Source organism: Pseudomonas frederiksbergensis (assembly GCF_017114915.1).
Classification (GTDB): Bacteria; Pseudomonadota; Gammaproteobacteria; order Pseudomonadales; family Pseudomonadaceae; genus Aquipseudomonas; species Aquipseudomonas frederiksbergensis_I.
On the sequence record NZ_JAAUOE010000005.1, the window covers coordinates 222,863 to 247,272 of the forward strand.

At 60.7% G+C, this 24,410-nt stretch carries 22 protein-coding genes and 1 pseudogene; 8 read left to right on the forward strand and 15 right to left on the reverse strand.

Annotated elements, in window-relative coordinates:
- Positions 1 to 6 precede the first annotated feature (6 nt).
- The 3 genes from cueR to HCU66_RS06365 all read right to left on the reverse strand — a co-directional run bounded on the left by cueR (position 7) and on the right by HCU66_RS06365 (position 3,277).
- A complete protein-coding gene (gene cueR, locus HCU66_RS06355; protein ID WP_205887668.1) occupies positions 7 to 420 on the reverse strand; it encodes a Cu(I)-responsive transcriptional regulator in 414 nt (137 codons plus the stop codon).
- Complete coding sequence (locus HCU66_RS06360; protein ID WP_205887669.1) at positions 417 to 2,810, reverse strand: heavy metal translocating P-type ATPase; 2,394 nt, start codon at positions 2,808 to 2,810, stop codon at positions 417 to 419. The genes cueR and HCU66_RS06360 overlap by 4 nt, the downstream gene beginning before the upstream one ends.
- 83 nt (positions 2,811 to 2,893) lie before the next feature.
- Positions 2,894 to 3,277: a hypothetical protein gene (locus HCU66_RS06365; protein ID WP_205887670.1), complete on the reverse strand. Its 384-nt coding sequence runs from the start codon at positions 3,275 to 3,277 to the stop codon at positions 2,894 to 2,896.
- A 161-nt stretch (positions 3,278 to 3,438) separates the two neighbouring features.
- On the opposite strand from HCU66_RS06365, the gene HCU66_RS06370 reads away from it, so the two are divergent.
- Positions 3,439 to 3,636, forward strand: a complete 198-nt coding sequence (locus tag HCU66_RS06370) for a heavy-metal-associated domain-containing protein (protein ID WP_205887671.1) — start codon at positions 3,439 to 3,441, stop codon at positions 3,634 to 3,636.
- 109 nt (positions 3,637 to 3,745) lie between these two features.
- Positions 3,746 to 4,942 (forward strand): multidrug effflux MFS transporter, encoded by a 1,197-nt coding sequence (locus tag HCU66_RS06375; protein ID WP_205887672.1) that lies wholly within the window; start codon positions 3,746 to 3,748, stop codon positions 4,940 to 4,942.
- Positions 4,943 to 4,950: 8 nt separating this feature from the next.
- On the opposite strand, the gene HCU66_RS06380 is transcribed toward HCU66_RS06375, so the two are convergent.
- Both HCU66_RS06380 and HCU66_RS06385 read right to left on the reverse strand, forming a co-directional pair.
- Positions 4,951 to 5,121: a hypothetical protein gene (locus tag HCU66_RS06380; RefSeq protein ID WP_205887673.1), complete on the reverse strand. Its 171-nt coding sequence runs from the start codon at positions 5,119 to 5,121 to the stop codon at positions 4,951 to 4,953.
- A 166-nt stretch (positions 5,122 to 5,287) separates the two neighbouring features.
- The gene (locus HCU66_RS06385; protein ID WP_205887674.1) at positions 5,288 to 6,301 is read right to left on the reverse strand and encodes a zinc-binding alcohol dehydrogenase family protein; all 1,014 of its coding nucleotides are present in this window, start codon (positions 6,299 to 6,301) and stop codon (positions 5,288 to 5,290) included.
- Between the two features lie 119 nt (positions 6,302 to 6,420).
- Between HCU66_RS06385 and HCU66_RS06390 the strand changes: the two genes are divergently transcribed.
- From HCU66_RS06390 to HCU66_RS06400, 3 genes are all read left to right on the forward strand, one after another.
- Positions 6,421 to 7,350, forward strand: a complete 930-nt coding sequence (locus HCU66_RS06390) for a LysR family transcriptional regulator (protein ID WP_205887675.1) — start codon at positions 6,421 to 6,423, stop codon at positions 7,348 to 7,350.
- Positions 7,351 to 7,665: 315 nt separating this feature from the next.
- Positions 7,666 to 8,400, forward strand: coding sequence for an ArsR/SmtB family transcription factor (locus tag HCU66_RS06395; protein WP_205887676.1), 735 nt, complete (start codon positions 7,666 to 7,668; stop codon positions 8,398 to 8,400).
- A 136-nt stretch (positions 8,401 to 8,536) separates the two neighbouring features.
- On the forward strand, positions 8,537 to 9,919 hold the full coding sequence (locus HCU66_RS06400) for an MFS transporter (RefSeq protein WP_205887677.1): 1,383 nt from the start codon (positions 8,537 to 8,539) through the stop codon (positions 9,917 to 9,919).
- A gap of 78 nt (positions 9,920 to 9,997) precedes the next feature.
- On the opposite strand, the gene HCU66_RS06405 is transcribed toward HCU66_RS06400, so the two are convergent.
- The 10 genes and pseudogenes from HCU66_RS06405 to HCU66_RS06450 all read right to left on the reverse strand — a co-directional run.
- Positions 9,998 to 10,951 (reverse strand): adenosine deaminase, encoded by a 954-nt coding sequence (locus tag HCU66_RS06405; RefSeq protein ID WP_205887678.1) that lies wholly within the window; start codon positions 10,949 to 10,951, stop codon positions 9,998 to 10,000.
- Positions 10,952 to 11,102: 151 nt separating this feature from the next.
- Positions 11,103 to 12,185: a BMP family ABC transporter substrate-binding protein gene (locus tag HCU66_RS06410; protein ID WP_205887679.1), complete on the reverse strand. Its 1,083-nt coding sequence runs from the start codon at positions 12,183 to 12,185 to the stop codon at positions 11,103 to 11,105.
- A gap of 231 nt (positions 12,186 to 12,416) precedes the next feature.
- Complete coding sequence (locus HCU66_RS06415; RefSeq protein ID WP_205887680.1) at positions 12,417 to 13,775, reverse strand: 8-oxoguanine deaminase; 1,359 nt, start codon at positions 13,773 to 13,775, stop codon at positions 12,417 to 12,419.
- Positions 13,776 to 13,924: 149 nt separating this feature from the next.
- The gene (locus HCU66_RS06420; RefSeq protein ID WP_205887681.1) at positions 13,925 to 14,611 is read right to left on the reverse strand and encodes an SDR family oxidoreductase; all 687 of its coding nucleotides are present in this window, start codon (positions 14,609 to 14,611) and stop codon (positions 13,925 to 13,927) included.
- 171 nt (positions 14,612 to 14,782) lie between these two features.
- Positions 14,783 to 15,706 carry an ABC transporter permease gene (locus HCU66_RS06425; protein WP_205887682.1) on the reverse strand — a complete coding sequence of 308 codons (924 nt, stop codon included), beginning with the start codon at positions 15,704 to 15,706 and terminating at the stop codon, positions 14,783 to 14,785.
- The gene (locus HCU66_RS06430; protein WP_205887683.1) at positions 15,706 to 16,812 is read right to left on the reverse strand and encodes an ABC transporter permease; all 1,107 of its coding nucleotides are present in this window, start codon (positions 16,810 to 16,812) and stop codon (positions 15,706 to 15,708) included. Before HCU66_RS06430 ends, HCU66_RS06425 begins: the two co-directional genes overlap by 1 nt.
- Before the next feature lie 11 nt (positions 16,813 to 16,823).
- On the reverse strand, positions 16,824 to 18,389 hold the full coding sequence (locus HCU66_RS06435) for an ABC transporter ATP-binding protein (RefSeq protein WP_205887684.1): 1,566 nt from the start codon (positions 18,387 to 18,389) through the stop codon (positions 16,824 to 16,826).
- A gap of 567 nt (positions 18,390 to 18,956) precedes the next feature.
- Positions 18,957 to 19,538 (reverse strand): IMPACT family protein, encoded by a 582-nt coding sequence (locus HCU66_RS06440; protein ID WP_205887685.1) that lies wholly within the window; start codon positions 19,536 to 19,538, stop codon positions 18,957 to 18,959.
- A 7-nt stretch (positions 19,539 to 19,545) separates the two neighbouring features.
- Complete coding sequence (locus HCU66_RS06445; protein WP_205887686.1) at positions 19,546 to 20,196, reverse strand: TetR/AcrR family transcriptional regulator; 651 nt, start codon at positions 20,194 to 20,196, stop codon at positions 19,546 to 19,548.
- A 122-nt stretch (positions 20,197 to 20,318) separates the two neighbouring features.
- A pseudogene (locus HCU66_RS06450) lies at positions 20,319 to 21,179 on the reverse strand (LysR family transcriptional regulator); the annotation flags it as partial.
- Here HCU66_RS06450 and HCU66_RS27670 point away from each other — a divergent pair.
- The 3 genes from HCU66_RS27670 to HCU66_RS06460 all read left to right on the forward strand — a co-directional run bounded on the left by HCU66_RS27670 (position 21,093) and on the right by HCU66_RS06460 (position 24,301).
- Complete coding sequence (locus tag HCU66_RS27670; protein WP_479561548.1) at positions 21,093 to 21,272, forward strand: hypothetical protein; 180 nt, start codon at positions 21,093 to 21,095, stop codon at positions 21,270 to 21,272. The pseudogene HCU66_RS06450 and the gene HCU66_RS27670 overlap by 87 nt on opposite strands.
- 107 nt (positions 21,273 to 21,379) lie before the next feature.
- Positions 21,380 to 22,729 carry an omega-aminotransferase AptA gene (aptA, locus tag HCU66_RS06455; protein WP_205887687.1) on the forward strand — a complete coding sequence of 450 codons (1,350 nt, stop codon included), beginning with the start codon at positions 21,380 to 21,382 and terminating at the stop codon, positions 22,727 to 22,729.
- Between the two features lie 78 nt (positions 22,730 to 22,807).
- The gene (locus HCU66_RS06460) at positions 22,808 to 24,301 is read left to right on the forward strand and encodes a CoA-acylating methylmalonate-semialdehyde dehydrogenase (protein ID WP_205887688.1); all 1,494 of its coding nucleotides are present in this window, start codon (positions 22,808 to 22,810) and stop codon (positions 24,299 to 24,301) included.
- The last annotated feature ends 109 nt before the right edge of the window (positions 24,302 to 24,410 follow it).

The following is a 24,410-nucleotide window of genomic DNA, read 5'->3' on the forward strand; positions in this document are numbered from 1 at the left end:
TGGCGCTCAGGAATGAGCGGGTTCGGCGCAGCAACCCGACGCCAGCTCCTTGAGGATCGGGCAGTCCGGGCGGTGATCGCCTTGGCAATGTTCCACCAGATCTTGCAGGGTGTCGCGCAGTTGGCCAAGTTCGCGAATCTTCTGGTTCAACTCGTCGATGTGCTGACGGGCCAGGGCCTTCACATCGGCACTGGCGCGCTGGCGGTCCTGCCAGAGGGTCAGCAGTTTGCCGACCTCTTCCAGCGAAAAGCCCAAGTCCCGAGAGCGCTTGATGAACGCCAGCGTGTGCAGGTCATCGTCGCCATAGACCCGGTAGCCACTGTCGGTGCGATGGGCCGCCTTGAGCAGGCCGATGGACTCGTAATAGCGGATCATCTTCGCGCTCAGACCGCTCTGGCGGGCCGCTTGGCCAATGTTCATCGATTGTCCTCCGGGTCTTTGGGTTTCCAGGTTTTCAACAGTAACGCATTGCTGACCACGCTGACGCTCGACAGCGCCATGGCCGCTCCGGCCAGTACCGGATTGAGGAAACCGAATGCCGCCAGCGGCAGGCCGATCAGGTTATAGACGAAGGCCCAGAACAGGTTTTGGCGAATCTTCGCGTAAGTCTTGCGGCTGATCTCCAACGCCGCTGGTACCAGCCGAGGATCACCGCGCATCAGGGTGATCCCGGCAGCGTGCATGGCGACGTCGGTGCCGCCACCCATGGCGATGCCGATGTCTGCCGCAGCGAGGGCCGGGGCGTCGTTGATGCCGTCGCCGACCATTGCCACCACGCCGGTCTTTTTCAGGGCGGCGACGGTGGCGGCTTTGTCCGCCGGCAGTACTTCGGCGTGCACATCCTTGATGCCCAGCGCTTGGGCGACGACTTTGGCGCTGCCGCGGTTATCGCCCGTCAGCAGGTGGCTGCTGATGTTGCGTGCGCTTAAGCGTTGCACTGCTTGCAGGGCGCCGGGTTTGAGCGTGTCGCCGAAAGCGAACAGGCCCAGCACCCGAGATTTCGGGTTTTGTTCGATCAGCCAGGACAATGTCCGGCCTTCGGTTTCCCAGACGGTTGCGGCGTCGGCCAATGACCCGGCGCTCAAACCGCTTTCTTCCAGCAGACGCCGATTGCCCAGGGCCAGCCGTCGACCATCAAGGCTGCCGGCAATGCCGCGCCCGGTCAGTGATTGACTGTCGCTGACATCGACCACGGTCAAGCCGCGTTCGGCGCAGGCATCCAGCACCGCCTTGGCCAGCGGGTGCTCACTGCCCCGTTGCAGGGCGCCGGCCATTTGCAGCAAAGCGGCTTCGTCACCCTCGATGGCACTCAAATGTGCGATGCGCGGAGTGCCCGAGGTCAGGGTGCCGGTTTTGTCGAACACCACCGAGCTGACCTCATGGGCGCGTTCCAGGGCTTCGGCATCCTTGATCAGAATTCCATAATGTGCCGCGACACCGGTGCCCGCCATGATCGCCGTCGGCGTGGCTAGCCCGAGTGCGCAAGGGCAGGCAATCACCAACACCGCGACGGCGTTGATCAATGCAGTTTCCAGCGGCGCGCCGTACAGCCACCAACCGACCAGGGTCGCCAGCGCGATCAGCAGAACCACCGGCACGAACACCTGGCTGACTTTATCCACCAGTTTCTGGATCGGTGCTTTCGCTGCCTGCGCGTCTTCGACCAGGCGGATGATCCGCGCCAGCACGGTTTCCGCGCCGAGCGCCAAGGTCCGAATCAGCAACCGACCTTCGCCATTGATGGCGCCGCCGGTGACCTTGTCGCCTGGTTGTTTCGGTACTGGCAGGCTCTCGCCGCTGATCAGTGCTTCATCGGCATGGCTTTGGCCTTCCACCACTTCGCCATCCACCGGGAAGCGTTCGCCGGGTTTGACCATGACCAGATCGTTGAGGCGCAAAGCGCTGATCGCAACCTCCTGCTCGCGGCCGTCGATCACCTGAATGGCTCGCTCCGGACGCAAGGCTTCAAGGGCGCGGATGGCGCTGGCGGTCTGGCGCTTGGCGCGGCTTTCCAGGTATTTGCCCAGCAATACCAAGGCGATCACCACCGCCGAGGCTTCGAAATACAGATGCGGCAGGCGGCCGACGGCGAAGGCCCATTCGTAAACGCTCAAGCCGTAGCCGGCGCTGGTGCCCAGGGCGACCAGCAAATCCATGTTGCCGGCGCCGGCACGCACGGCTTTCCACGCCGCCACATAGAAGCGTGCGCCGAAGATGAACTGCACCGGTGTAGCCAACGCGAACTGCACCCACGCCGGGAGCATCCAGTGCACGCTGAAGGGTTGCAGCACCATCGGCAGCACCAGCGGCAAAGCGAGGGCGATGGCCGCCAGCAAGGCCCAGCGTTCACGGTGCAGGCGTTGTTGCTGATTGTCGGCTTGCGGGTGTTCGACTTCCCAGACGCGGGCGGAATATCCGGCCTTGGTCACGGCGCCGATCAAGGTGTGCGGATCGACCTCCCCGAGCAGTTCGAGGTGCGCTCGTTCGTTGGCCAGGTTGACGCTGACACGCTTCACCCCCGGCACTTTGGCCAGGGCCCGTTCGACGCGGCCGACGCAGGAGGCGCAGGTCATGCCGTCGATGCTCAATTCCAGGGTCTGCTGGGGCACGCTATAACCGGCCTGCTGCACCGCGTCCATCAAGGCCGGCAGGCTGTCACTGGGTGCTTGCACCCGGGCCTGTTCGGTGGCCAGGTTGACGCTGACGGCCGTGGCGCCGATGACTTTGCTCAAGGCACGCTCGACACGCCCGGCACAACTGGCGCAGGTCATGCCGGCAATCGGCAGATCGAAAGTGGTGGATTCGGACATCGGTCACGCTCCCTGTAGAAATTACCTACAGGATCAACCTTGCCATGCAGGCAAGGTCAAGTGCCATGTCTCAGATCAAAAGATCAGTACTCCAAAGCCGCCGGCTTGAGATACATCCCTTCCTGCGTCATCGCAATCCGGAACTTCAACACGTCCCCGGCCTTGACTGTGATGTTTTGCGAGCCCGGCGCGAGCATGCCCGGGTTGCAACCCGGCGCCTGGCCCGGCAGCAGTTTGAGGCGCAGGGACACATTGCCCGGCGGCAGGTTGAACGAGATGCTCTGTTCCTGGAACAGCCGCCCCGAGAGCTGATCCTGGAGGTACACGCCAATTTCGCAGGAAGTCGACACTTCCAGGCGCTCGCGGGAAATGATCAGCACGCCGTAGTCCTCCCCGGCGGCTTGAACCGAAGGTGTCGCGGCAAATAGGCTGAGGAAGCCAAACAGGCTGAGAGCTGACCAGCGCATGGCTGAATCTCCTGATGTCGAGTCATTGATGGGCGCAGCTTGGCCGAGCACGACGCCGATTGCCAGCCCGGCAGTTTGCTTCAGAACTTGACCTTGCCATGGTGGCAAGCTCGAGACTGCGCGCAACCCTCATGTAAGGGCTTCATTAAAGGAGACGTCCCATGCAAGTGTTCAACGTTGAAGGCATGTCCTGCGGTCACTGCGTCAAGGCCATTACCGAGGCACTGCAAGCCAAGGATCCGGCAGCCAGCGTGCGCATCGACCTGGCGGCAAAAGAAGTCGGCGTAGAAAGTGCGCTGACAGCCGATCAGGTGATCGCCGCCATCACTGAAGAGGGTTACGAGGTAAAACAGGCCTGAGCTATTTTTAATAGTTAGCGACCTAACTGAATGTTCAAGGCGTCCACGCCCGGCTAGACTGTCAGCCTGCCGATCCATGGCTAACCTGCCTGCCCAACCTGGACGCCTGATGAACTTCCGTACAATCCTGATTCTCGGCGCCTTGAGCGCTTTCGGTCCGCTGGCGATCGATTTCTACCTGCCGGCATTCCCGGCCATGGCGCTCGCTTTCGGCACCGACGAAAAACACGTTCAACTGACCCTCGCCGCTTATTTCCTCGGCTTGTCCATCGGCCAACTGGCGTACGGCCCAGTGGCGGACCGCTTTGGGCGACGGATTCCCTTGCTGACCGGCGTCGGTTTGTTCACTGCCGCTTCACTGGCCTGTGCCTATGCGCCGAATCTGGAGTGGCTGATCGGCGCACGCTTCGTTCAGGCGCTGGGCGGTTGCGCGGGCATGGTGATCGCTCGGGCGGTGGTCAGCGATAAATGCGATGCGGTGGGTTCGGCGAAGGTCTTTTCGCAACTGATGCTGGTGATGGGCCTGGCGCCGATTCTTGCGCCGATGCTGGGCGGGTTGTTGGTCAACACCACAGGCTGGCAGTCGATCTTTATCGTGCTGACCGGTTTCAGTGCGCTGGCAGGGTTGGCCGTGGCCCTCGGGCTGCCGGAAAGTCTGCCGGCCCATATTCCGCGCCAACCGTTGTCGGGCGCGCTGCGCCAGTACGGTCGGTTGCTGGCGGACCCGATATTCCTCGGCCATGCCCTCACCGGTGGCGTTGCCATCGCCGGGATGTTTGCCTATATCGCGGGCTCGCCATTCGTCTTCATCAAACTCTATGGCGTGCCGGCCGAGCATTTCGGCTGGTTGTTCGGCATTAACGCGGCGGGTTTCATTCTGGTGGCCCAGCTCAATGCCCGGCTGCTGGCAAAGCGCGGTCCTGCCTTTCTACTGTCGCGTACCGTCTGGCTCTACCTGGCGGGCGGTCTGGCCCTGTTGGCGGTCAGCTCGTTGCACACCGTGCATTTGTGGCCGTTGCTGATTCCGCTTTTTGTCTGCATCGCCAGCCTGGGTTGTATTGTGCCCAATGCCTCGGCCTGCGCCATGAACGGGCAGGGCGCGCGGGCGGGCAGTGCCTCGGCGATGCTTGGATGCCTGCAATTCAGCGTCGCCGCCGGGGCCGCAGCGCTGGTGGGTGTTTTGCACGATGGCAGTGCCATGCCGATGGCCATGGTCATCAGCCTGTGCGCAATTGTGGTGGTGAGCGTGGCGATGCTCACCCGGCGTTTGCACAATGCCCGGGCGCTGGAACAAGCCCAGGCCTGAGGACGGACTCAGCCAGCAGCACGCTGCTGACGGCCGGGAATCTGATGGGGCGCGTGCAAGCGCGCTTCAAGCGTTTTAGTGAAGGCCAGGGCTTCGGCTTCACTGCGGAACGTCACAGCGTGTTGATCCAGGCGAACCTGCCAGCGGGATGTTGCCAATTCTTTTATCAGGATCTTCATTGCTGAGTTCCTCTTGTGAAAGACGTCTCGTAAAAGACATCACGTAAAAGATTGTTCGCAGAGTTTTCGATTGTAGACCCGAATACGATCGCAATTGTGACAACGGTCAACTCTCGGACTGACGGCAAAAGATCGCTGGCGCACCTGCGATCTTTTGATCTTCGGGTCAGAACCCTTCAAGCACAATCTTGCCCTTGGACTTGCCGCTTTCCAGCAGTTCATGGGCGCGACGTAGGTTGGCGGCGTTGATGGTTCCGAAGTGCTCGCCGACCGTGGTTTTCAATGTGCCCGCATCGATCAACCCGGCGACGCGGTTGAGCAGTTTGTGCTGCTCGATCATGTCTGCGGTTTCGAACAGCGAGCGGGTGTACATGAACTCCCAATGCAGCGACAGGCTCTTGCGTTTGAGCTTGGTCACGTCCAGCGCCTTCGGGTCATCAATCAGCGCCAGTTTGCCCTGCGGCGCCAATGCCTCCACCAATTGATCCATATGCTGGTCGGTCTGGGTCAGGCTGGCAACGTGGGTTACATGTTCGAACCCGGCACGTTTGAGTGCTTCACTCAGTGGCTGGCTGTGATCGATCACTTGATCGGCGCCCAGGTCACGCACCCAGCGCTGGGTTTGTGGCCGGGAAGCGGTGCCGATGACTCTAAGCCCGGTGAGCTGGCTGGCCAATTGCGTGAGGATCGAGCCCACACCACCGGCGGCTCCAACGATCAGCAGGCTCTGGCCCTCGTCGGTTTTGCCTTCGCGCACTTGCAAACGTTCGAACAGCAGTTCCCACGCGGTAATGGCGGTCAGCGGCAGGGCGGCGGCTTCGGCGAACCCGAGGGTCTTCGGCATATGGCCGACGATGCGTTCATCCACCACATGCAGTTCGCTGTTGCCGCCGGCACGGGCGATGGAGCCGGCGTAGAACACCTTGTCGCCGGCCTTGAACAAGGTCACTTCGCTGCCGACAGCCTTGACCACACCCGCCACGTCCCAGCCCAACACTTTGGCCACGCCACCTTCAGGCTGGACGTTCTGACGCACCTTGGTGTCCACCGGGTTGACCGAAATGGCTTTGACCTCGACCAACAGGTCGCGGGGGCCGGCGACCGGTTCTGGCAGTTCGATGTCTTGCAGGGACTTTTCGTCGCTGATCGGCAGGGAGGCGTAGTAGGCAATGGCTTTCATCGTGGGCTCCTGGAAAGGGAAAGATTTCGATGGCACAGATGATTGGTTATTTCTCGGCAAGATAAAACCCGCTAAAAGAGCAGTCTCTTTCAATGTTTTTTTGATAATCGGGGCTGACGATGTTGCGTTTCGATGACTTGCAGTTGTTCGTTCGGGCGGCGGACCTGGGCAGTTTGTCAGCGGCGGCACGGGTGATGGACATGTCGGCGGCGGTGGCCAGCGCGGCGTTGAAGCGCATCGAACAGCAACTCGGCGCGCGCTTGCTCGCCCGCTCCACCCGCAGCCTGCGCCTGACGGCTGAAGGCGAGGGCTTTCTGGAATACGCCCGGGCCGCCTTGAGCAATCTCGATGAGGGCCGCCGTTTGCTGGCCAGCGGTCAGGATCAGGTCAGCGGGATCTTGCAGTTGTCGGCGCCTTCGGATTTCGGGCGCAACCTGCTGTTGCCATGGCTCGACGAGTTTCAGCGCGAGCATCCGAAACTCACCGTACGGTTGCTGCTGGGCGACCGCATCGCCGACCTGTTCCGCCAACCGGTAGACATTGCCTTGCGTTACGGCGAGCCGGAAGACTCGAGCCTAGTGGCGTTGCCCATCGCCCCGCACAACCGTCGCGTGCTCTGTGCTGCGCCAAGTTATCTGGCGCGATATGGCGAACCACGGCATCTGGAGCAACTGGCTCAGCACAATTGCCTGTTATTCATGCTCGGCGGCCGGGTCCACGATCACTGGAGTTTCCACGATGGTAAACGCGAAGTGAGCCTGACCGTCAGCGGCGATCGCTTCAGTGACGATGCCGATGTGGTGCGGCTGTGGGCGGTGGCGGGGTCGGGGATTGCGTACAAGTCCTGGCTCGATGTCGCCGCCGATGTGCTCGCCGGCCGCTTGAAAGTGCTGATGCCTGAGCTGCTCTGCGAGCGCGCACCGCTGAATTTGCTGTGCGCCCATCGCGCACAATTGAGTAAGCCGGTGAACCTTTTGCGGGAAATGCTTGCCAGCCGATGCGCTCGAATAAGCAGTCAATTTCCGTTGATATCGGGTGTCGATCATTAGTCGCAGGCAAATAGCGAAATTTCTGTCAGGAACTATCACCATCAAGGGATTCCCGAGGGCAGGAACCGGCGGTTAACCCGCTTATACTAGCGCCCGCCTCATGTACGCACCGTCGATCTCGCAATGGCGAGTCCACGTTCGAGTCGGTCAGACCCATGGTCATCACCGGACCTTCGCTGCACCCGCGAAGCAATGGTCTGGGTGAGTGGGTGACTTTGCCCGGCTTATGGCGGTTTCCGCGTCTTGGCCGAAGACACATTACTGGTCAAGATGTCTCTGAGCAGTAGACGAAACGATTCAACAGGGAGTGAATACATGGAACATGCACCTTGCATCAGCCAGATCGCCACATTGCTGGCTGACCCAAAGCGCAGCGCAATGATGTGGGCCTTGATGGACGGCTCGGCACGGCATACCGAGGAGCTGGCGTTGCTGGCGGGCCTGTCGCCGTCTTCGGCCAGTGCGCATTTGGGGCGCTTGTCCACCGGCGGTCTGTTGAAAGTCGAAACCCGTGGACGCAAGCGGTTTTTCCGGCTTGCCGCGCCCGAAGTCGGCGCCGCGATAGAAGCCCTGGCCAGCGCGACTCTGGCCAGCACGCCTCGGGACATCCCTGACGTGTTCAAACGCACGAGCCCAATCGCCAAACCTCAGGCGGCGCCTTCGTCACTGCTGCGGGCCAGGCTCTGCGACGACCATCTGGGAGGCACCCTGGCCGCCGATCTTTACCAGCGTCTGCTGGATGCGGGCTGGATCGAGCAACTCGATCAGCGGGTCATGATCACTCATAAGGGTTCCACGCAATTGGCAGCACGTGGTGTGTACATCCAGGCGCTGGCCCATCGCAACGGCAGAGTCGCCTGCGCCTGCCCGGACTGGAGCGAACGACGCCCGCACATGGGCGGCTCATTGGGCGCGGCCTTGTTGCAGCTGTTCATGCAGTCGGGCTGGTTGAGCCTGCCCAACGATTCGCGAGCCTTGCAGATCACGGCCGCGGGGCAGCGTGAAATTCATTGTTTCGCCAAGGAAACCGAGCTGGAAATGGCGCTTTAGAGCCATTGCGGTGCGACGTCCGGAATCTTTGGTTTCAGGCGTCGTTCAGAGCTGTGGGCAGGTCGCATCCAGCAATAACCCCCCACCGCGATGACGCACACTCGATCCGGGGACTTTCGGATTGGGGGAATGTGGCATGGAAACACGAAACTTCAGTGCGGCAGAACGACTGGAACGGCTGCCCGTCAGCGGTTATCACCGCATCATTTTCATCATCATAGCCCTGGCGTTTTTCTTCGACTCCATGGACCTGGCGATGATGACTTTCTTGCTCGGCTCGATCAAAACCGAGTTCGGCCTGAGCACGGCGCAGGCCGGGTTGCTGGCCAGTTCGAGTTTCTTCGGCATGGTCGTGGGCGCATCGCTGTCCGGCATGCTGGCCGACCGCTTCGGGCGCAAACCGGTGTTCCAGTGGAGCATTGTGTTGTGGGGCATCGCCAGCTATCTGTGCTCCACGGCGCAGAACGTCGAAACGCTGACGTTGTTCCGGATCCTGTTGGGGATCGGCATGGGCATGGAGTTTCCGATTGCCCAGTCGATGCTGTCGGAGCTGATTCCGGCCAAGCGTCGGGGGCGTTATATCGCATTGATGGACGGCTTTTGGCCGCTCGGTTTCGTTGCGGCCGGGGTGCTGTCGTACTTCCTGTTGCCGGTGATTGGCTGGCGCGACATTTTTCTGGTGTTGGCGGTGCCGGCGGTGTTCGTCCTGGCGATTCGATTTTTCATTCCCGAGTCGCCGCGCTGGCTGGAGCAGGCCGGGCATCATGATGTGGCGGACAAGGTATTGCGCGGCATCGAAGAACGGGTTCGGGTTTCATTGGGCCGTTCGGATTTGCCTGAGCCGCTTCGCCTGCCACGGACGGCGAGTCAGCCGGGCAGCTTCTTCTCCGCGCTGCGGGAAATCTGGTCGGCGCAATATCGCCAGCGCACGATGATGATCTGGAGCGTGTGGTTCTTCGCCTTGCTGGGTTTCTATGGCCTGACGTCCTGGCTCAGTGCGCTGTTGCAACAGTCGGGCTTCGCCGTGACCCAATCGGTGTATTACACGGTGCTGATTTCCCTCGGCGGGATTCCCGGTTTCCTCATGGCCGCCTGGCTGGTGGAGCGTTGGGGGCGTAAACCGGTGTGCGTCGTGACGATGCTCGGCGGCGGGTTGATGGCGTTTCTTTATGGCCAGAGCGCGGTGTTCGGCGGCAACGTCAGCCTGTTGATCGCCTCGGGGTTGCTGATGCAGTTCTTTCTGTTCGGCATGTGGGCGGTGCTCTATACCTACACCCCGGAGTTGTACCCGACATCGGCACGGGCCACGGGCTCGGGGTTCGCTTCGGCCATCGGCCGGGTGGGTTCGCTGCTTGGGCCATTGGTGACCGGGCTGGTGTTCCCGATGACCGGGCAGGGCGGGGTGTTTGCGCTGGGGGCGATGTGCTTTGCGATTGCGGCGGGGGTGGTGTGGCTCTTCGGGATGGAGACCCGGGGCAAGACATTGGAGGAGTTGAGCGAGCCGGTGCCAGTAGACTAGACACCGAGTTATCGTTCTTCGCAGGCAAGTCGGATCGCCGCACCGCTGTGGTGATCCGACTTGCCCGCGAAGGCTGACTTAAGGTTTGACCAATCTGGCATCCAGGCTGTTCTGCGCCAGACGCCTGGCCTGATCCTGGGTCATGCCCAGATCTGTATACAGCGCGTGGAAGTTCTCGGTGACATAGCCGCCGAAGTACGCCGGGTCATCGGAGTTCACCGTGACCTTTACACCGCGCTCGAGCATCTCGAGGATGTTGTGCTGAGACATGTGATCGAACACGCAGAGTTTGGTGTTCGACAACGGGCACACGGTCAGCGGGATCTGCTCGTCGATGATCCGCTGCATCAGGCGCTCGTCTTCGATGGCGCGCACGCCATGGTCGATACGCTGGATTTTCAGCAGGTCGAGGGCTTCCCAGATGTACTCGGGCGGACCCTCTTCACCGGCGTGGGCCACGGTCAGGAAGCCTTCGCTGCGCGCACGATCGAACACGCGCTGGAACTTGCTCGGCGGGTGGCCCATCTCCGAACTGTCCAGGCCCACGGCGACAAACGCATCGCGGAACGGCAGCGCCTGGTCGAGGGTTTTCTGCGCTTCGTCTTCGCTCAGGTGGCGCAGGAAACTGAGGATCAAAGCGCTGGTGATCCCCAGTTGCTGTTCGCCATCCTTCAACGCGGCGGCGATGCCGTTGAGCACCACTTCGAACGGGATGCCACGGTCGGTGTGAGTTTGCGGGTCGAAGAACGGTTCGGTGTGAATCACGTTCTGTTCTTTACAGCGCAACAGGTAGGCCCAGGTCAGGTCGTAGAAATCCTGGGACGTGCGCAACACATCGGCGCCCTGGTAATACAGGTCGAGAAACTCTTGCAGGTTGTTGAAGGCATAGGCCTTGCGCAAGGTGTCGACATCGCTCCATGGCAGGGCGATCTTGTTGCGTTCGGCCAGGGCGAACAGCAGCTCAGGCTCCAGCGAACCTTCCAGGTGCAAGTGCAGTTCTGCCTTGGGCAGAGCATTCAGCCAGTCGTACATGATTGAAATCTCATCAGGTGCAATGGAGGCATTCTACAGATGCCCGCCGAAACAATGAGCAAAACCTGACCAGCCGGTTCATTACACGGCTTCCTGTTCCCGTCGATAGGCGTAGGTATCGGCTCTCACAGGGTTTTGTGCTCCTGACCGATCACTTCGGCATCTCGGCCTTCATGCCTTCGACGTAGTAGTTCATCGACGCCAGTTGCGCATTGGTCGCGCTCACGCCCGCCGGGATTTTTTCCACACCGGCCTGGTCCTTGATCGGCCCGGTGAACGGATGCAGGGCACCGCTCTTGATGTCGGCGATGATCTGCCCGGCTTCGGTTTTCACCGCCGCCGGCACCAGGTCGCTGATCGGCAGCTCAACCGTGCCTTCCTTCAACCCACCCCAGTAATCCTGGGATTTCCATGTATGGTCGAGCACACTTTGGGTCGCCTGAATGTAATGCGGCCCCCAGTCGTTGACGATAGACGTCAGCACCGCTTTCGGCCCGAAATGCGCCATGTCCGAGGCATAGCCGACGGCATACACGCCGCGACGTTCGGCCGCCTGGATCGGTGCCGGGCTGTCGGTGTGCTGGAACACCACGTCCACACCCTGGTCGATCAGCGCATTGGTGGCGTCGGCTTCCTTGCCTGGGTCAAACCAGGAGTTGACCCACACCACTTTGATCTCGGTGCCCGGGTTGTACTTGTTCAGGGCCAGTTGGATGGCATTGATGTCGCGGATCACTTCTGGAATCGGGAAGGAAGCGACGTAGCCGATTTTTTTGGTCTTGGTCATCTTCGCCGCGAGGAACCCTCCGACGTAGCGACCTTCATAAGTGCGCGGCAGGTAAGTGCCGAGGTTCTTGTCCTGTTTGTAGCCGGTGGCGTGTTCGAAAGTCACCTTGGGAAATTGTCTGGCGACTTTCAGGGTCGGGTTCATGTAGCCGAAAGACGTGGTGAAGATCAGGTCGTACTTGTCCTTGGCCATGTTGCGGATTACCCGCTCGGCATCGGCGCCTTCGGCGACGTTCTCCACGTAGTGGGTGCTGATCTGGTCGCCGAATTTCTCCGCCAGCGCCTTGCGTCCCTGTTCATGCTGATACGTCCAGCCGTGGTCACCGATCGGGCCGATATAGACGAAGCCGACTTTCAGCGGGTCGGCGGCACTGGCGGTCAGGCTGGCGCTCAGACCGATGGCTGCGGCGACAGCGCAAAGCAGCTGCTTCAACGGACGTTTGTGCATGAACTGGAACTCCATGTTGTTGTGAGGTGTGCCAGGTCAATGCAAATTGCTGACCAACAGGACAACAAAATCAAAAGATCGCAGCCTTCGGCATGAGTCTCGCCCCTGTAGGCGCTGCCGAAGGCTGCAATCTTTTGATGTTCAATTCATCACTGGAGCCAACCCGGTGCAGCGGCTCCAACTCATGCCATCCACTGGTGCGGGCGCCTGGCACATTTGATGGAGGTTGTGTCAGGTGCCGGCGATCAACTGCCGAGCCGCCTGGCTGTGATCGGCGATCAACCCTTTCAGATCCAGCCCCTCAACCTGTCCATCGATCACTCGCCACTTTCCGCCGACCATCACCCGGTCCGCCCGATCCGCGCCGCACAGCAGCAGCGCCGACACCGGATCGTGGCTGCCGGAGAAGCGCAGCTCGTCCAGTTTGAACAGCGCCAGATCGGCCTGCTTGCCCACCGCCAGTTCGCCGATATCGCTGCGCCCGAGCAACTGCGCCGAACCCTTGGTGGCCCAGCCCAATACGCGTTCCGGGGTGATCTTTTCCGCGCCATAACGCAGACGCTGGATGTACAGCGCCTGACGGGTTTCGAGCATCATGTTCGAGGCATCGTTGGACGCCGAGCCATCCACCCCCAGCCCCAGCAACGCACCCGCATCCGTCAACTCGATGGTTGGGCAAATCCCTGAAGCCAGGCGCATGTTCGAACTCGGGCAATGGCAAATACCGGTGCCGGCCGCGCCGAGGCGGGCGATTTCGTCGGGGTTGAAATGAATGCCATGGGCCAGCCAGGTGCGTGGGCCGAGCCAGCCGACGCTGTCCAGATAATCCACGGTGCGCAGGCCGAAGCGTTGCAGGCAGAAGTCTTCTTCGTCGAGGGTTTCGGCCAGGTGCGTGTGCAGTCGCACATCGAGGGTGTTCGCCAGTTCGGCGCTGGCGGACATGATTTGCGGGGTCACCGAAAACGGCGAGCACGGCGCCAACGCGATCTGGATTTGCGCGCCATCGCCACGCTCGTGGTACGCGGCGATCAAGCGTTGGCTGTCGGCGAGAATCACTTCGCCTTCCTGGACAGTTTGCTGTGGCGGCAGCCCCCCGTCTTTTTCACCAAGGCTCATCGAACCGCGAGTGAGCATGGCACGCATGCCCAATTCGCGGACGCTCTCGACCTGCACATCGATCGCGTTTTCCAGGCCTTGCGGAAACAGGTAATGGTGATCAGCCGCGGTGGTACAGCCGGACAACAGCAACTCGGCCAACGCGACTTTCGTAGCGAGGGCGAGTTTTTCCGGCGTGAGTCGCGCCCAGACCGGATAGAGGGTTTTCAACCACGGGAACAGCGGCTGATTAACCACCGGCGCCCACGCGCGGGTCAGGGTTTGATAGAAGTGATGATGGGTGTTGATTAGCCCTGGCAGGATCACGTGTTCGCGGGCATCGAAGACTTGTCCACAGGGGGCGGACGGTTGCTGGCCGGCGCTGAGCACTTCGACGATCAAACCGTCTTGCAGCACCAGACCGCCACGGGCATCGAGCGCGTTGGCCGTGAAAATGGCGAGGGGATTTTTTAACCAGGTACGGGTCGCAGGCATAGTGGCCGGCTCCTCTGAAAGTTGGGTTCAGGGTTGCCAGCTCAGTGTTGCCCTGTCTGCTGATCCAGGGTCGCCACGGGGACGAGGTGCGGAGTTTCAATCAAAAAAGCTTCGCGGGCAAGCCCGCGAAGGCGTCAAATCCTACCCGTTTACCAGGGAATAGTCTCACCCCTGTAGTTCACAAAATGATGCCCACCCTTGCCGGCATACGCATTCACCTGATCGATCAACCCGCGGGTGCTGGTTTCCACATCGATGTCGGCACCTTCGCCACCCATGTCGGTTTTCACCCAACCCGGGTGCAGCGACAGCACGGTGAGTTTCTGTTCGCCCAGTTGCGTGACGAAACTGTTGGTCATCGAGTTCAGCGCCGCTTTGCTGGCCTTGTACAGCGCCAGCTCCGGCGCGTCGGGCATGGTCACGCTGCCCAGCACCGAACTCATGAACGCCAGCACGCCGCTGCCTTCACGAATCTGCCCGACGAAACGCTGGGCCAGATTGATCGGCGCCACGGCGTTGGTGAAGAACAGTTGACCCACCTCGGCCAGGGTCGCGCCACCCGGCGTCTGGACCTCCGGTCCCTTGACCCCGGCATTCACGAACAACAGGTCGAAGACCTCGCCCTTGAGTTGTTGGCTGAGGGCGATGACCGCTTGCTGGTCGTCCATGTCGAGTTTTTCGATCCGCACCTTGCCCAACGCCTGCAAGGCTTCGGCGCTCTGCGGATTGCGCACGGTGGCGGTGACTTGCCAGCCGTCGGCCAGCAAGGTTTTCACCAGGCCGAGGCCCAAGCCTCGGGAGGCGCCGATGATGAGTGCGGTTTTTGCCGTGGACATGAATGGCTTCCTTGATGGATGAGAATCACGGATTCAATGGATACTGACTCAAAGGACTACGTTGACCGAGCCGCGCTGGCCTGGGCTCATTCACCGATGCGCATCTTGATGTCTCAAGAAGGCATGACCCTGGAGCATACTCCAGGCTTTAGCCTTGTTGCTCCCTGATTTTTACCCGGCCTGCCACGGCTGCCCCAACGAAACGGGCGCATACAACCGTGTGCGCACGGCATCCCGCGACAACAGCACCAACACCACAATGGTCGCGACATACGGCAGCATCGCCAGCAGGCTCGACGGTATCGCCAGCCCCAATCCCTGCACCACCAAATGCAGGATGCTGGCGAGCCCGAACAGGTACGCTCCAAGCAGCAACCGCCACACCCGCCAACTGGCAAACACCACCAGGGCCAGGGCAATCCAGCCACGACCGGCGCTCATGTTTTCCGCCCACATCGGCGTGTAGGCCAGCGACAGATAAGCCCCGGCCAACCCCGCCATCGCTCCGCCGAACAGCACCGCCAGTGTGCGCACGCGCAACACCGGCAAGCCCATGGCACTGGCGGCATCCGGGCTTTCGCCGACCGCCTGAATGATCAGGCCGACGCGACTTTTCACAATCACCCAGGCCACCAGGGCAAACAGCGCGAACGACAGGTACACCAGCAGATCCTGGGCAAACAGCATCCGCCCGATCAGCGGGATTTCACTCAAGAATGGAATCGCCATCGGCTCGAAACCCGCCAGCGGTTTGCCGACCCACGCAGCGCCAACGAAGGTCGACAGGCCCACGCCGAAGATCGTCAACGCCAACCCGGTCGCCACCTGATTGGCGTTGAACACCAGCGCCACCAGGGCAAACAGCGATGACAACAGCATCCCGGCGAGCATCGCCAGCAACACGCCGAGCCAGAGGTTGCCGCTGTTCAGCGCGACGATAAAACCGATCACCGCCCCAAACAGCATCATGCCTTCCTGACCCAGGTTGAGGACGCCGCTCTTCTCGCAAATCAGCTCGCCCAGTGCCACCAGCAACAACGGTGTGCCGCAACGGACCATGGCGTAGAAAATATTGCTCAGCAGATCGATATCCATCACAAGGCTCCTGCTTGTACGGCGGTGGTCGAGGTGCGCCGTACCCAGCGCAGGTTCAATCGCGGTCGGTAGAGAATCAGCACGTCACTGGCCAGCAGGAAAAACAGCATCATGCCCTGGAACAATTGAGTGATGGCTTGCGGCAGGTTCATGCTCATCTGCGCGCTCTCGCCACCGATGTACAGCAGCGCCATCAACAGGCTGGAAAACAGAATGCCAACGGGATGCAACCGCCCGAGAAACGCCACGGTGATCGCCGCATAGCCATAGCCCGGTGAGACCTGCGGCACCAATTGGCCGATGGGCCCGGTGACTTCGCAAACCCCGGCCAGCCCCGCCAGGCCACCGCTGATCAACAGCGCCAGCCAGATCAACCGCTTCTGGCGAAAGCCGACGAAACCTGCCGCGCGCTTGTCCAGCCCGAGCACTTTGATCTGGAACCCGACAAAGCTCTTCTGCAACAACACCCACACCGCTACCAGCGCGAGCAAGGCGAAATAGATCCCGGCGTGAACCCGACCATCCTCCATCAACAGCGGCAAACGACTGGTATCGCCGAACATCGCCGACTCTGGAAAGTTGAACCCGGCCGGGTCCTTCAGCGGCCCATGGACACAGAACAACAGCAGGTTCAGGGCGATGTAATTGAGCATGATGCTGGTGAGGATTTCATTGGCGTTGAAGCGTGTGCGCAACCACGCCGTCAGCCCGGCCCACGCGGCGCCGGCCAGGGTGCCGGTGAGCAGGATCAACACCAGCGCCCAGCGGCTTTGCAGGCTGATGATATTCACCGCCAACGCGCTGCCGACCAGGGCACCGAGCAGCAACTGACCTTCGGCGCCGATGTTCCAGATCCGCGCCTGATACGCCACCGCCAGGCCCAATGCACAGAGCAGAATCGGCAATGCCTTGACCAACAGTTCGGAGACGCCATACAGGTCGCTGATCGGTGCAATCAGTAAGGTGTACAAGGCCCGCAGCGGGTCATGCCCCAGGGCAATAAACAGCAATGAGCCACAGCCCAGGGTCAACACGGCCGCCAGCAACGGCGAGCACCACAGCATCAGGCGCGATTGCTGGCCGCGGGGTTCGAGAGAAAGCAGCATGTGAAACTCCGTTAAAGCGTGACGGGGGCAGGTGATTGTGGCGCGTCGAACTGGCCGGCCATCCAGCCACCGACATCGATCAGGCGGGTGTCGACGGTGGCTTGCAGTGCCGACAGCCGACCGCTGCAGAGGGCGCCGAGGCGATCGCTGATCTGGAACAGTTCATCAAGGTCTTCGGAGATCACCAGGATCGCCGCGCCGGCATCGCGCAAGGCAATCAGCGCTCGGTGAATGGTCGCGGCGGCGCCGACGTCCACGCCCCAGGTCGGATGCGCGGCCACCAACAATCTGGGTTGCTGAAGGATTTCCCGGCCGAGGATGAACTTCTGCAAATTGCCGCCGGACAGACTGCGAGCCGGGGCCCGGGCATCAGGTGTCTTGACCCCGAAGCGGCGGATGATGTCTTCGGCCAGCGCCTGGACCTTGCCGCGCTGGATCAGCCCGTTGCTGACCAGCCCCTGTTGAAATGCGGTGAGCAGGGCGTTATCCGCCAGGCTCAGTTCCGGCACCGCGCCATGGCCCAGACGCTCGGCGGGGACGAAGGCCAGGCCCAGTTTGCGTCGTGCATCCGGCCGCAGGTGCGCCACCGGTTGCCCGCCGAAACTGATCGTCGCTCCGTCATGACGGGATAGCCGTTCTTCGCCACTGAGCAAAGCCAGCAACTCATCCTGACCGTTGCCGGCCACCCCGGCGACACCGACGATTTCGCCGCTGCGCACGTCGAGATTAATGTCCTTGAGCGAGCAGCCGAACGGGTCCGGGTTATGCCAGGACAATCCCGTCACGTTCAAAAACGCATCAGCACCCATGGCCTTCGGATAGTCAGTCATCAGCTCGGCGGCTTCACCGACCATCAACTGCGCCAGTTGCCGGTCCGAACACTCGGCCGGCACGCAATGCCCGGCTACCCGACCGCCGCGCAACACCGTGGCGCTGTGGCACAAGGCGCGCACTTCGCCGAGCTTGTGGCTGATGAACAGTATGCTGCAGCCCTCGGCGGCCAGTCGGCGCAATGTGACGAACAATTCGTCGGCCTCTTGCGGGGTCAGTACCGACGTCGGCTCATCGAGAATCAGCAGGCGGATGTCCTGCATCAGGCCGCGAATGATTTCCACCCGCTGACGCTCGCCGATGGACAGGCTATGGACCAGTCGCTCCGGTTCCAGGGCCATGCCGTAGCGCTGGGACACTTCACGAATCTTGGGCTCAAGCTGCTTCGGCGTACCCGCCGCCGCGCCCATCGCCAAAGCAATGTTCTGCGCCACGCTCAGGGTTTCGAACAGCGAGAAATGCTGGAACACCATGCCGATCCCGAGGCCGCGAGCCTGGGCCGGGTTGCGCATGGTCACGCGCTGGCCCTGCCAGATCATCTCCCCTGAGTCTGGGTGAGTGACGCCGTAGATGATCTTCATCAGGGTACTTTTGCCCGCCCCGTTTTCGCCGAGCAGGGCGTGGATTTCACCGGGTGCAATGCTCAAGTCGATGGCATCGTTGGCCAGGCAACCGGGGTAACGTTTGCTGATTCCGCGCAATTGCAGGCGGGGTGTTTGATCGGGGGGAGGCGCAGGGTTGGACATGACAGGCTCGGGTCGCAAAAGGTTATGCCTGCGGATAAAGCAATTTCCTGGCCATTGAGTCAGGAAATCGGCAAAAGCCTGCTGACACAGGCTTTGCGGATGCTGCCTCGATCTATTCCAATTCCTGGTGAGGCACCACTTGAGAGCAAGGCTTTTGATCAGGCTCCGGTTTTGCGCACGATGAGTTGATCAAAAAACGAGCAATAAGCTGAAAGCTATGTCGAACAGGGGGCTGCGCCAGCCATGAACGGGTTATCCACAGCTTGTTCCACAGTATCTGTGCGCAAGCCGAGCGCGTGGGCATAAGCACTGAGGGGCTTTCTTCTAATGGCGATAAACCGCTCTAACTGGTTGTTTTAACATGGAATAAATGCTGTGGTTGGCGAGTTGGACGAAAAATGAGCAAAGCCCGCAAAGCCGCATGACAGAAGGGTTACAGCAGAATGTGCTCAGGTTATCCACAGCCGGGTGCACAGCAGATGTGGGCAAGTGTCGAGAGCAAAGAAAATCGGGGTGCCCCAAAAGATCGCAGCGCCCACAGGCGCGTAGGCTGCTTTTTTTTGATCTTCAACGCCGCAACAAAATACGCCCACGACTCAAATCCGCCAGCTGCGTTTGCAGGGTATCTATCTGACCGTCGCCCATCGCCAATTGCAGTTCCACACCATTGGCCGTGAAGGTTTCCTCCACCACCAGGCCGCCCAGCTCCGCCACCCGAAGCTTCACCAGCGCCAACTCACCAAATGCACAGGCACAACTGACCGGCACCCGACTGATAAGCTCAACCTTCGGCGCCCCTTGCAGGCATTTGTTGGCACTGCCGCCATAGGCTCGGGCAAGGCCACCGGTGCCCAGTTGAATGCCGCCATACCAGCGGATCACCAGCACCGCGACCTGATCGCAATCCTGTGCCTCGATCGCCGCAAGGATCGGCCGGCCAGCGGTGCCACCGGGTTCGCCATCGTCACTGCTGCGGTATTGATCGCCGAACTTCCAGGCCCAGCAATTGTGCGAGGCGTTCAAATCACTGTGCTGTTCGATGAAAACCTGAGCGTCAGCCGCGCTGGTGATTGGCGCGGCGAGGGCGATGAAGCGGCTTTTGCGAATCTCTTCGCGGTATTCGCAAAAACCGCTGAGGGTAAAAGGCATAAGTGTCTTAGATAGCTGGCGTCAGGCCGCAGCCTTTGAGAATGATGCGGATCAGGTTGTTACCGGCGTCGTCCATGTCTTGCTTGGTCAACCTGGTGCGCCCGGTGACACGGCAGATCTGCGTGGCAAAGTCGGCGTAATGCTGGGTGCTGCCCCACAGCAGGAAGATCAGGTGCACCGGGTCGATCGGGTCCATTTTGCCGGCGTCGATCCACGCCTGAAACACTGCCGCCCGACCCTGAAACCAGGTGCGGTAGTCCTGGTTGAAATGCTCGGTCAGGCAATCACCGCCACTTATGACCTCCATGGCGAAGACCCGCGATGCTTGTGGCTGGCGCCGGGAGAACTCCATTTTTGCGCGAATGTATCGCGTCAATGCTTGCGCCGGATCGTCCTCGACGGTCAGGGTATTGAAGGTGCTGTCCCACAACTCAAGGATGTTACTCAGCACCGCCACGTACAAACCGAGTTTGTTGGTGAAGTAGTAATGCAGGTTCGCTTTGGGCAACCCGGCTTTCTGCGCGATGGTGTTCATGCTGGTGCCTTTGAACCCGTGACGGGCGAACTCGTCTTCGGCGGCTTTGATGATGGTCTCTTCGTTCTTCTGACGAATGCGGCTGGCGGGTTTGCCGCCATGGGCTGGGACTTCAAAGGTCATAGGCACTTCCGAACAGGTAGATGGGTGCAACCAGATGCGTTGATAGCGCACCCGCGGGCCTCAGACAAGTCCTGTGGCGATAAAAGCCTGACCACCGCAATCCCACAGGAGTCTTGAGTTGTTCAGCGTGTCGCCGCAAGGCTCTCAAGGAAGCTTTCCAGCACCAAATGGGGCCGACGACCTTTGCGGGTGACCGATGCCAGGCTCAAGTCATAAAAACGCGCCTTGGGTTTCAGTGCGCGCAATCGGCCTTGTTGCACCCAGAGGCTGGCGTAGTGATCCGGCAGGTAACCGATGTAGCGCCCGGTCAGGATCAGAAAGGCCATCCCTTCGCGATCCGATGCACTGGCGGTGCAATTGAGCGCCTGGTAATGGGCCTGAATCTCGGCGGGTAAACGGAAGGTCGGGGCGATGGCGTCCTGGCTATTGAGGCGCTCATCGTCCAGTTGTTTGTCGTCGACATAGAACAACGGATGGCCGACCGCGCAATACAGCAGCGAGCGTTCGCTGTAGAGCGGCTGATATTCCAGCCCCGACAGCGCACTGGCTTGCGGCACCACGCCGACATGCAAGCGACCATCGAGCACGCCTTGTTCGACTTCATTAGGCGCGATCATGCGGATCTGGATCTGTACGTCCGGGCCACGCTCCTTCAACTGAGCCAGGGCATGAGTAATGCGCATATGGGGCAGGGTGACCAGGTTGTCAGTCAGGCCGATGGTCAACTCACCGCGCAAGTGTTGGTGGAGGCCGTTGACCTCGGTGCGGAAACTTTCCAGCGCACTTAGTAGCTGCAACGCCGATTGATAGACCTCGCGGCCTTCTTCGGTCAGGGAAAAACCGGCGCGACCTCGCTGGCACAGACGCAGACCGAGGCGCTGCTCCAGATCGCTCATTTGCTGGCTGATGGCCGAGCGGCCGATACCCAGCACCGATTCCGCCGCCGAGAAGCCGCCGCATTCCACCACGCTGCGAAAAATTCGCAGCAGGCGGATATCAAAGTCACTGACTTGCGCCAGTGGATCAGGCCGACGGGTACTCATGCCTTATTTACTCAATGTTTAGTCGATGGCTGACTGAAGGTTAGAAAAGTTGGATTTCACCGACTTTATCCCCGTGGCAATTTAGCTGCAAGAACGCTTTTGATCTCCACGCCGCTTATTTGCTCTGCGAGGTTTTGCCCATGAACGTGCCTGAAAACGCCCCGATTTCCCTGGCCAGCCAGCTCAAGCTCGATGCCCACTGGATGCCCTACACCGCGAACCGCAATTTCCAGCGTGACCCGCGCCTGATCGTGGCGGCCGAGGGCAGTTGGCTGACAGACGACAAGGGCCGCAAGGTCTACGATTCGCTCTCGGGTCTGTGGACCTGCGGCGCCGGGCACACCCGCAAGGAAATTCAGGAAGCGGTGGCCAAGCAATTGGGCACCCTCGATTACTCGCCGGGCTTCCAGTACGGTCACCCGCTGTCGTTCCAGCTGGCCGAGAAAATCACCGACCTGACTCCGGGCAATCTGAATCATGTGTTTTTCACCGATTCGGGTTCCGAGTGTGCCGACACGGCGGTGAAAATGGTTCGTGCCTACTGGCGCCTGAAAGGCCAGGCGACCAAGACCAAGATGATCGGTCGCGCCCGTGGTTATCACGGCGTGAACATCGCCGGCACCAGCCTCGGCGGCGTGAACGGCAACCGCAAACTGTTCGGTCAGGCGATGATGGACGTCGATCACCTGCCGCACACTTTGCTGGCGAGCAACGCTTTCACTCGTGGCATGCCGGAGCAGGGGGGGATCGCGCTGGCGGATGAATTGCTCAAGTTGATCGAGCTGCACGATGCCTCGAACATCGCTGCGGTGTTCGTCGAACCATTGGCCGGTTCCGCTGGCGTGCTGGTTCCGCCACAGGGTTACCTCAAACGTCTGCGCGAGATCTGCGATCAGCACAACATTCTGTTGGTGTTCGACGAAGTGATCACCGGCTTCGGCCGTACCGGTTCGATGTTCGGCGCCGACAGCTTTGGCGTGACGCCGGACCTGATGTGTATTGCCAAACAAGTCACCAACGGCGCGATTCCGATGGGCGCGGTGATTGCCAGCTCCGAGATCTACCAGACCTTCATGAACCAGGCGACGCCTGAGTACGCCGTGGAATTCCCGCACGGCTACACCTATTCCGCGCACCCGGTGGCTTGCGCTGCGGGCCTGGCGGCACTCGACCTGCTGCAAAAGGAAAACCTGGTGCAGAGCGTGGCGGAAATCGCACCGCATTTCGAAAACGCGCTGCACGGTGTGAAGGGCAGCAAGAACGTCATCGACATTCGTAACTACGGGTTGGCCGGCGCGATTCAGATCGCGCCTCGTGACGGCGATGCCATTGTGCGTCCGTTCGAAGCCGGCATGGCCCTGTGGAAAGCCGGGTTCTATGTGCGCTTCGGCGGCGACACCCTGCAGTTCGGCCCAACGTTCAACAGCAAGCCGCAAGACCTTGATCGTCTGTTCGACGCGGTCGGCGAAGTGCTGAACAAGATCGACTGATTTTTCCCTCTATTCCCTCTTATAGAAAGAAAGGCGCCCTTTGAAGGGCGCCCGTGGACAATTTTTCAGGAGCTGCGCATGAGCCTTATCCCGCATTTGATCAATGGCGAACGGGTGACCGAAGACGGTCGCACGGCTGACGTGTTCAACCCGTCTACCGGCCAGGTTATCCACAAACTGCCATTGGCCAGCCGCGAAACCATTCAGAAAGCCATCGACTCGGCCAAGGCTGCGTTCCCGGCCTGGCGCAATACGCCCGCGGCCAAGCGCGCGCAGGTGATGTTCCGCTTCAAGCAACTGCTGGAGCAGAACGAAGCGCGTATCGCGCAACTGATCAGCGAAGAACACGGCAAGACCCTGGAAGATGCTGCCGGTGAATTGAAGCGCGGTATCGAGAACGTTGAGTTCGCGTGCGCGGCACCGGAAATCCTCAAGGGCGAGTACAGCCGTAACGTCGGGCCGAACATCGATGCCTGGTCGGACTTCCAGCCTTTGGGCGTCGTGGCCGGCATTACCCCGTTCAACTTCCCGGCCATGGTGCCGCTGTGGATGTATCCATTGGCAATTGTCTGCGGCAACTGCTTTATCCTCAAACCGTCCGAGCGCGATCCAAGCTCGACGTTGCTGATCGCTCAGCTACTGCTGGAAGCCGGCCTGCCGAAAGGCGTGCTAAGTGTGGTGCATGGTGACAAGGCCGCGGTGGATGCATTGATCGAGGCACCGGAAGTCAAAGCGCTGAGCTTTGTCGGTTCGACGCCGATTGCCGAATACATCTACGCCGAAGGCACCAAGCGCGGCAAACGCGTCCAGGCGCTGGGCGGGGCGAAGAACCATGCGGTATTGATGCCGGATGCAGATCTGGATAACGCGGTCAGCGCGTTGATGGGCGCCGCTTACGGTTCGTGCGGTGAGCGCTGCATGGCGATTTCGGTGGCCGTGTGTGTCGGTGACCAAGTGGCGGATGCGTTGGTGGCCAAACTGACACCGCAGATCAAGGCACTGAAAATCGGTGCCGGTACGACTTGTGGCCTGGACATGGGACCTCTGGTCACTGGTCAGGCGCGGGACAAGGTCAGCGGTTATGTTGAGGACGGCGTAGCCGCCGGTGCGACGCTGGTGGTGGACGGCCGTGGTCTGAGCGTAGCCGGTCATGAGGACGGCTTCTTTCTGGGTGGCTGTCTGTTCGACAACGTCACGCCAGAGATGCGCATCTATAAAGAAGAGATCTTCGGGCCGGTGCTGTGCGTCGTCCGGGTCAACAGCCTGGAAGAGGCGATGCAACTGATCAATGATCACGAGTATGGCAATGGCACCTGCATCTTTACCCGTGATGGGGAAGCGGCGCGGTTGTTCTGCGATGAGATCGAAGTGGGTATGGTCGGCGTCAACGTACCGTTGCCGGTGCCAGTGGCGTATCACAGCTTTGGCGGCTGGAAGCGTTCGCTGTTCGGCGATCTGCATGCTTATGGTCCGGATGGCGTGCGGTTCTATACCCGTCGCAAGGCTATTACCCAGCGCTGGCCGCAACGGGCGAGCCATGAAGCTTCGCAGTTCGCATTCCCTAGCTTGTAAGTAGAGGGGCAGAAGGCCGACCTCTTGAGGTCGGCCTTTGTGTTTTCGGGCTGTTTTGATCTATATGACAGAAATGTGAAATTAGAGGTTGACGGCAGATTCTGGACGT

Bases quoted from the DNA above. Each gene is read 5' to 3' on its own strand.
- HCU66_RS06410 (WP_205887679.1), bottom strand. From the start codon at position 12,185: ATGCACAAACGTCCGTTGAAGCAGCTGCTTTGCGCTGTCGCCGCAGCC.
- HCU66_RS06460 (WP_205887688.1), top strand. From the start codon at position 22,808: ATGAGCCTTATCCCGCATTTGATCAATGGCGAACGGGTGACCGAAGAC.
- HCU66_RS06370 (WP_205887671.1), top strand. From the start codon at position 3,439: ATGCAAGTGTTCAACGTTGAAGGCATGTCCTGCGGTCACTGCGTCAAG.
- HCU66_RS06390 (WP_205887675.1), top strand. From the start codon at position 6,421: ATGTTGCGTTTCGATGACTTGCAGTTGTTCGTTCGGGCGGCGGACCTG.
- HCU66_RS06420 (WP_205887681.1), bottom strand. From the start codon at position 14,611: ATGTCCACGGCAAAAACCGCACTCATCATCGGCGCCTCCCGAGGCTTG.
- HCU66_RS06365 (WP_205887670.1), bottom strand. From the start codon at position 3,277: ATGCGCTGGTCAGCTCTCAGCCTGTTTGGCTTCCTCAGCCTATTTGCC.
- HCU66_RS06415 (WP_205887680.1), bottom strand. From the start codon at position 13,775: ATGCCTGCGACCCGTACCTGGTTAAAAAATCCCCTCGCCATTTTCACG.
- HCU66_RS06425 (WP_205887682.1), bottom strand. From the start codon at position 15,706: ATGGATATCGATCTGCTGAGCAATATTTTCTACGCCATGGTCCGTTGC.
- cueR (WP_205887668.1), bottom strand. From the start codon at position 420: ATGAACATTGGCCAAGCGGCCCGCCAGAGCGGTCTGAGCGCGAAGATG.
- HCU66_RS06395 (WP_205887676.1), top strand. From the start codon at position 7,666: ATGGAACATGCACCTTGCATCAGCCAGATCGCCACATTGCTGGCTGAC.
- HCU66_RS06445 (WP_205887686.1), bottom strand. From the start codon at position 20,196: ATGACCTTTGAAGTCCCAGCCCATGGCGGCAAACCCGCCAGCCGCATT.
- HCU66_RS06405 (WP_205887678.1), bottom strand. From the start codon at position 10,951: ATGTACGACTGGCTGAATGCTCTGCCCAAGGCAGAACTGCACTTGCAC.
- HCU66_RS06435 (WP_205887684.1), bottom strand. From the start codon at position 18,389: ATGTCCAACCCTGCGCCTCCCCCCGATCAAACACCCCGCCTGCAATTG.
- aptA (WP_205887687.1), top strand. From the start codon at position 21,380: ATGAACGTGCCTGAAAACGCCCCGATTTCCCTGGCCAGCCAGCTCAAG.
- HCU66_RS06360 (WP_205887669.1), bottom strand. From the start codon at position 2,810: ATGTCCGAATCCACCACTTTCGATCTGCCGATTGCCGGCATGACCTGC.
- HCU66_RS06400 (WP_205887677.1), top strand. From the start codon at position 8,537: ATGGAAACACGAAACTTCAGTGCGGCAGAACGACTGGAACGGCTGCCC.
- HCU66_RS06440 (WP_205887685.1), bottom strand. From the start codon at position 19,538: ATGCCTTTTACCCTCAGCGGTTTTTGCGAATACCGCGAAGAGATTCGC.
- HCU66_RS06380 (WP_205887673.1), bottom strand. From the start codon at position 5,121: ATGAAGATCCTGATAAAAGAATTGGCAACATCCCGCTGGCAGGTTCGC.
- HCU66_RS06375 (WP_205887672.1), top strand. From the start codon at position 3,746: ATGAACTTCCGTACAATCCTGATTCTCGGCGCCTTGAGCGCTTTCGGT.
- HCU66_RS06430 (WP_205887683.1), bottom strand. From the start codon at position 16,812: ATGCTGCTTTCTCTCGAACCCCGCGGCCAGCAATCGCGCCTGATGCTG.
- HCU66_RS06385 (WP_205887674.1), bottom strand. From the start codon at position 6,301: ATGAAAGCCATTGCCTACTACGCCTCCCTGCCGATCAGCGACGAAAAG.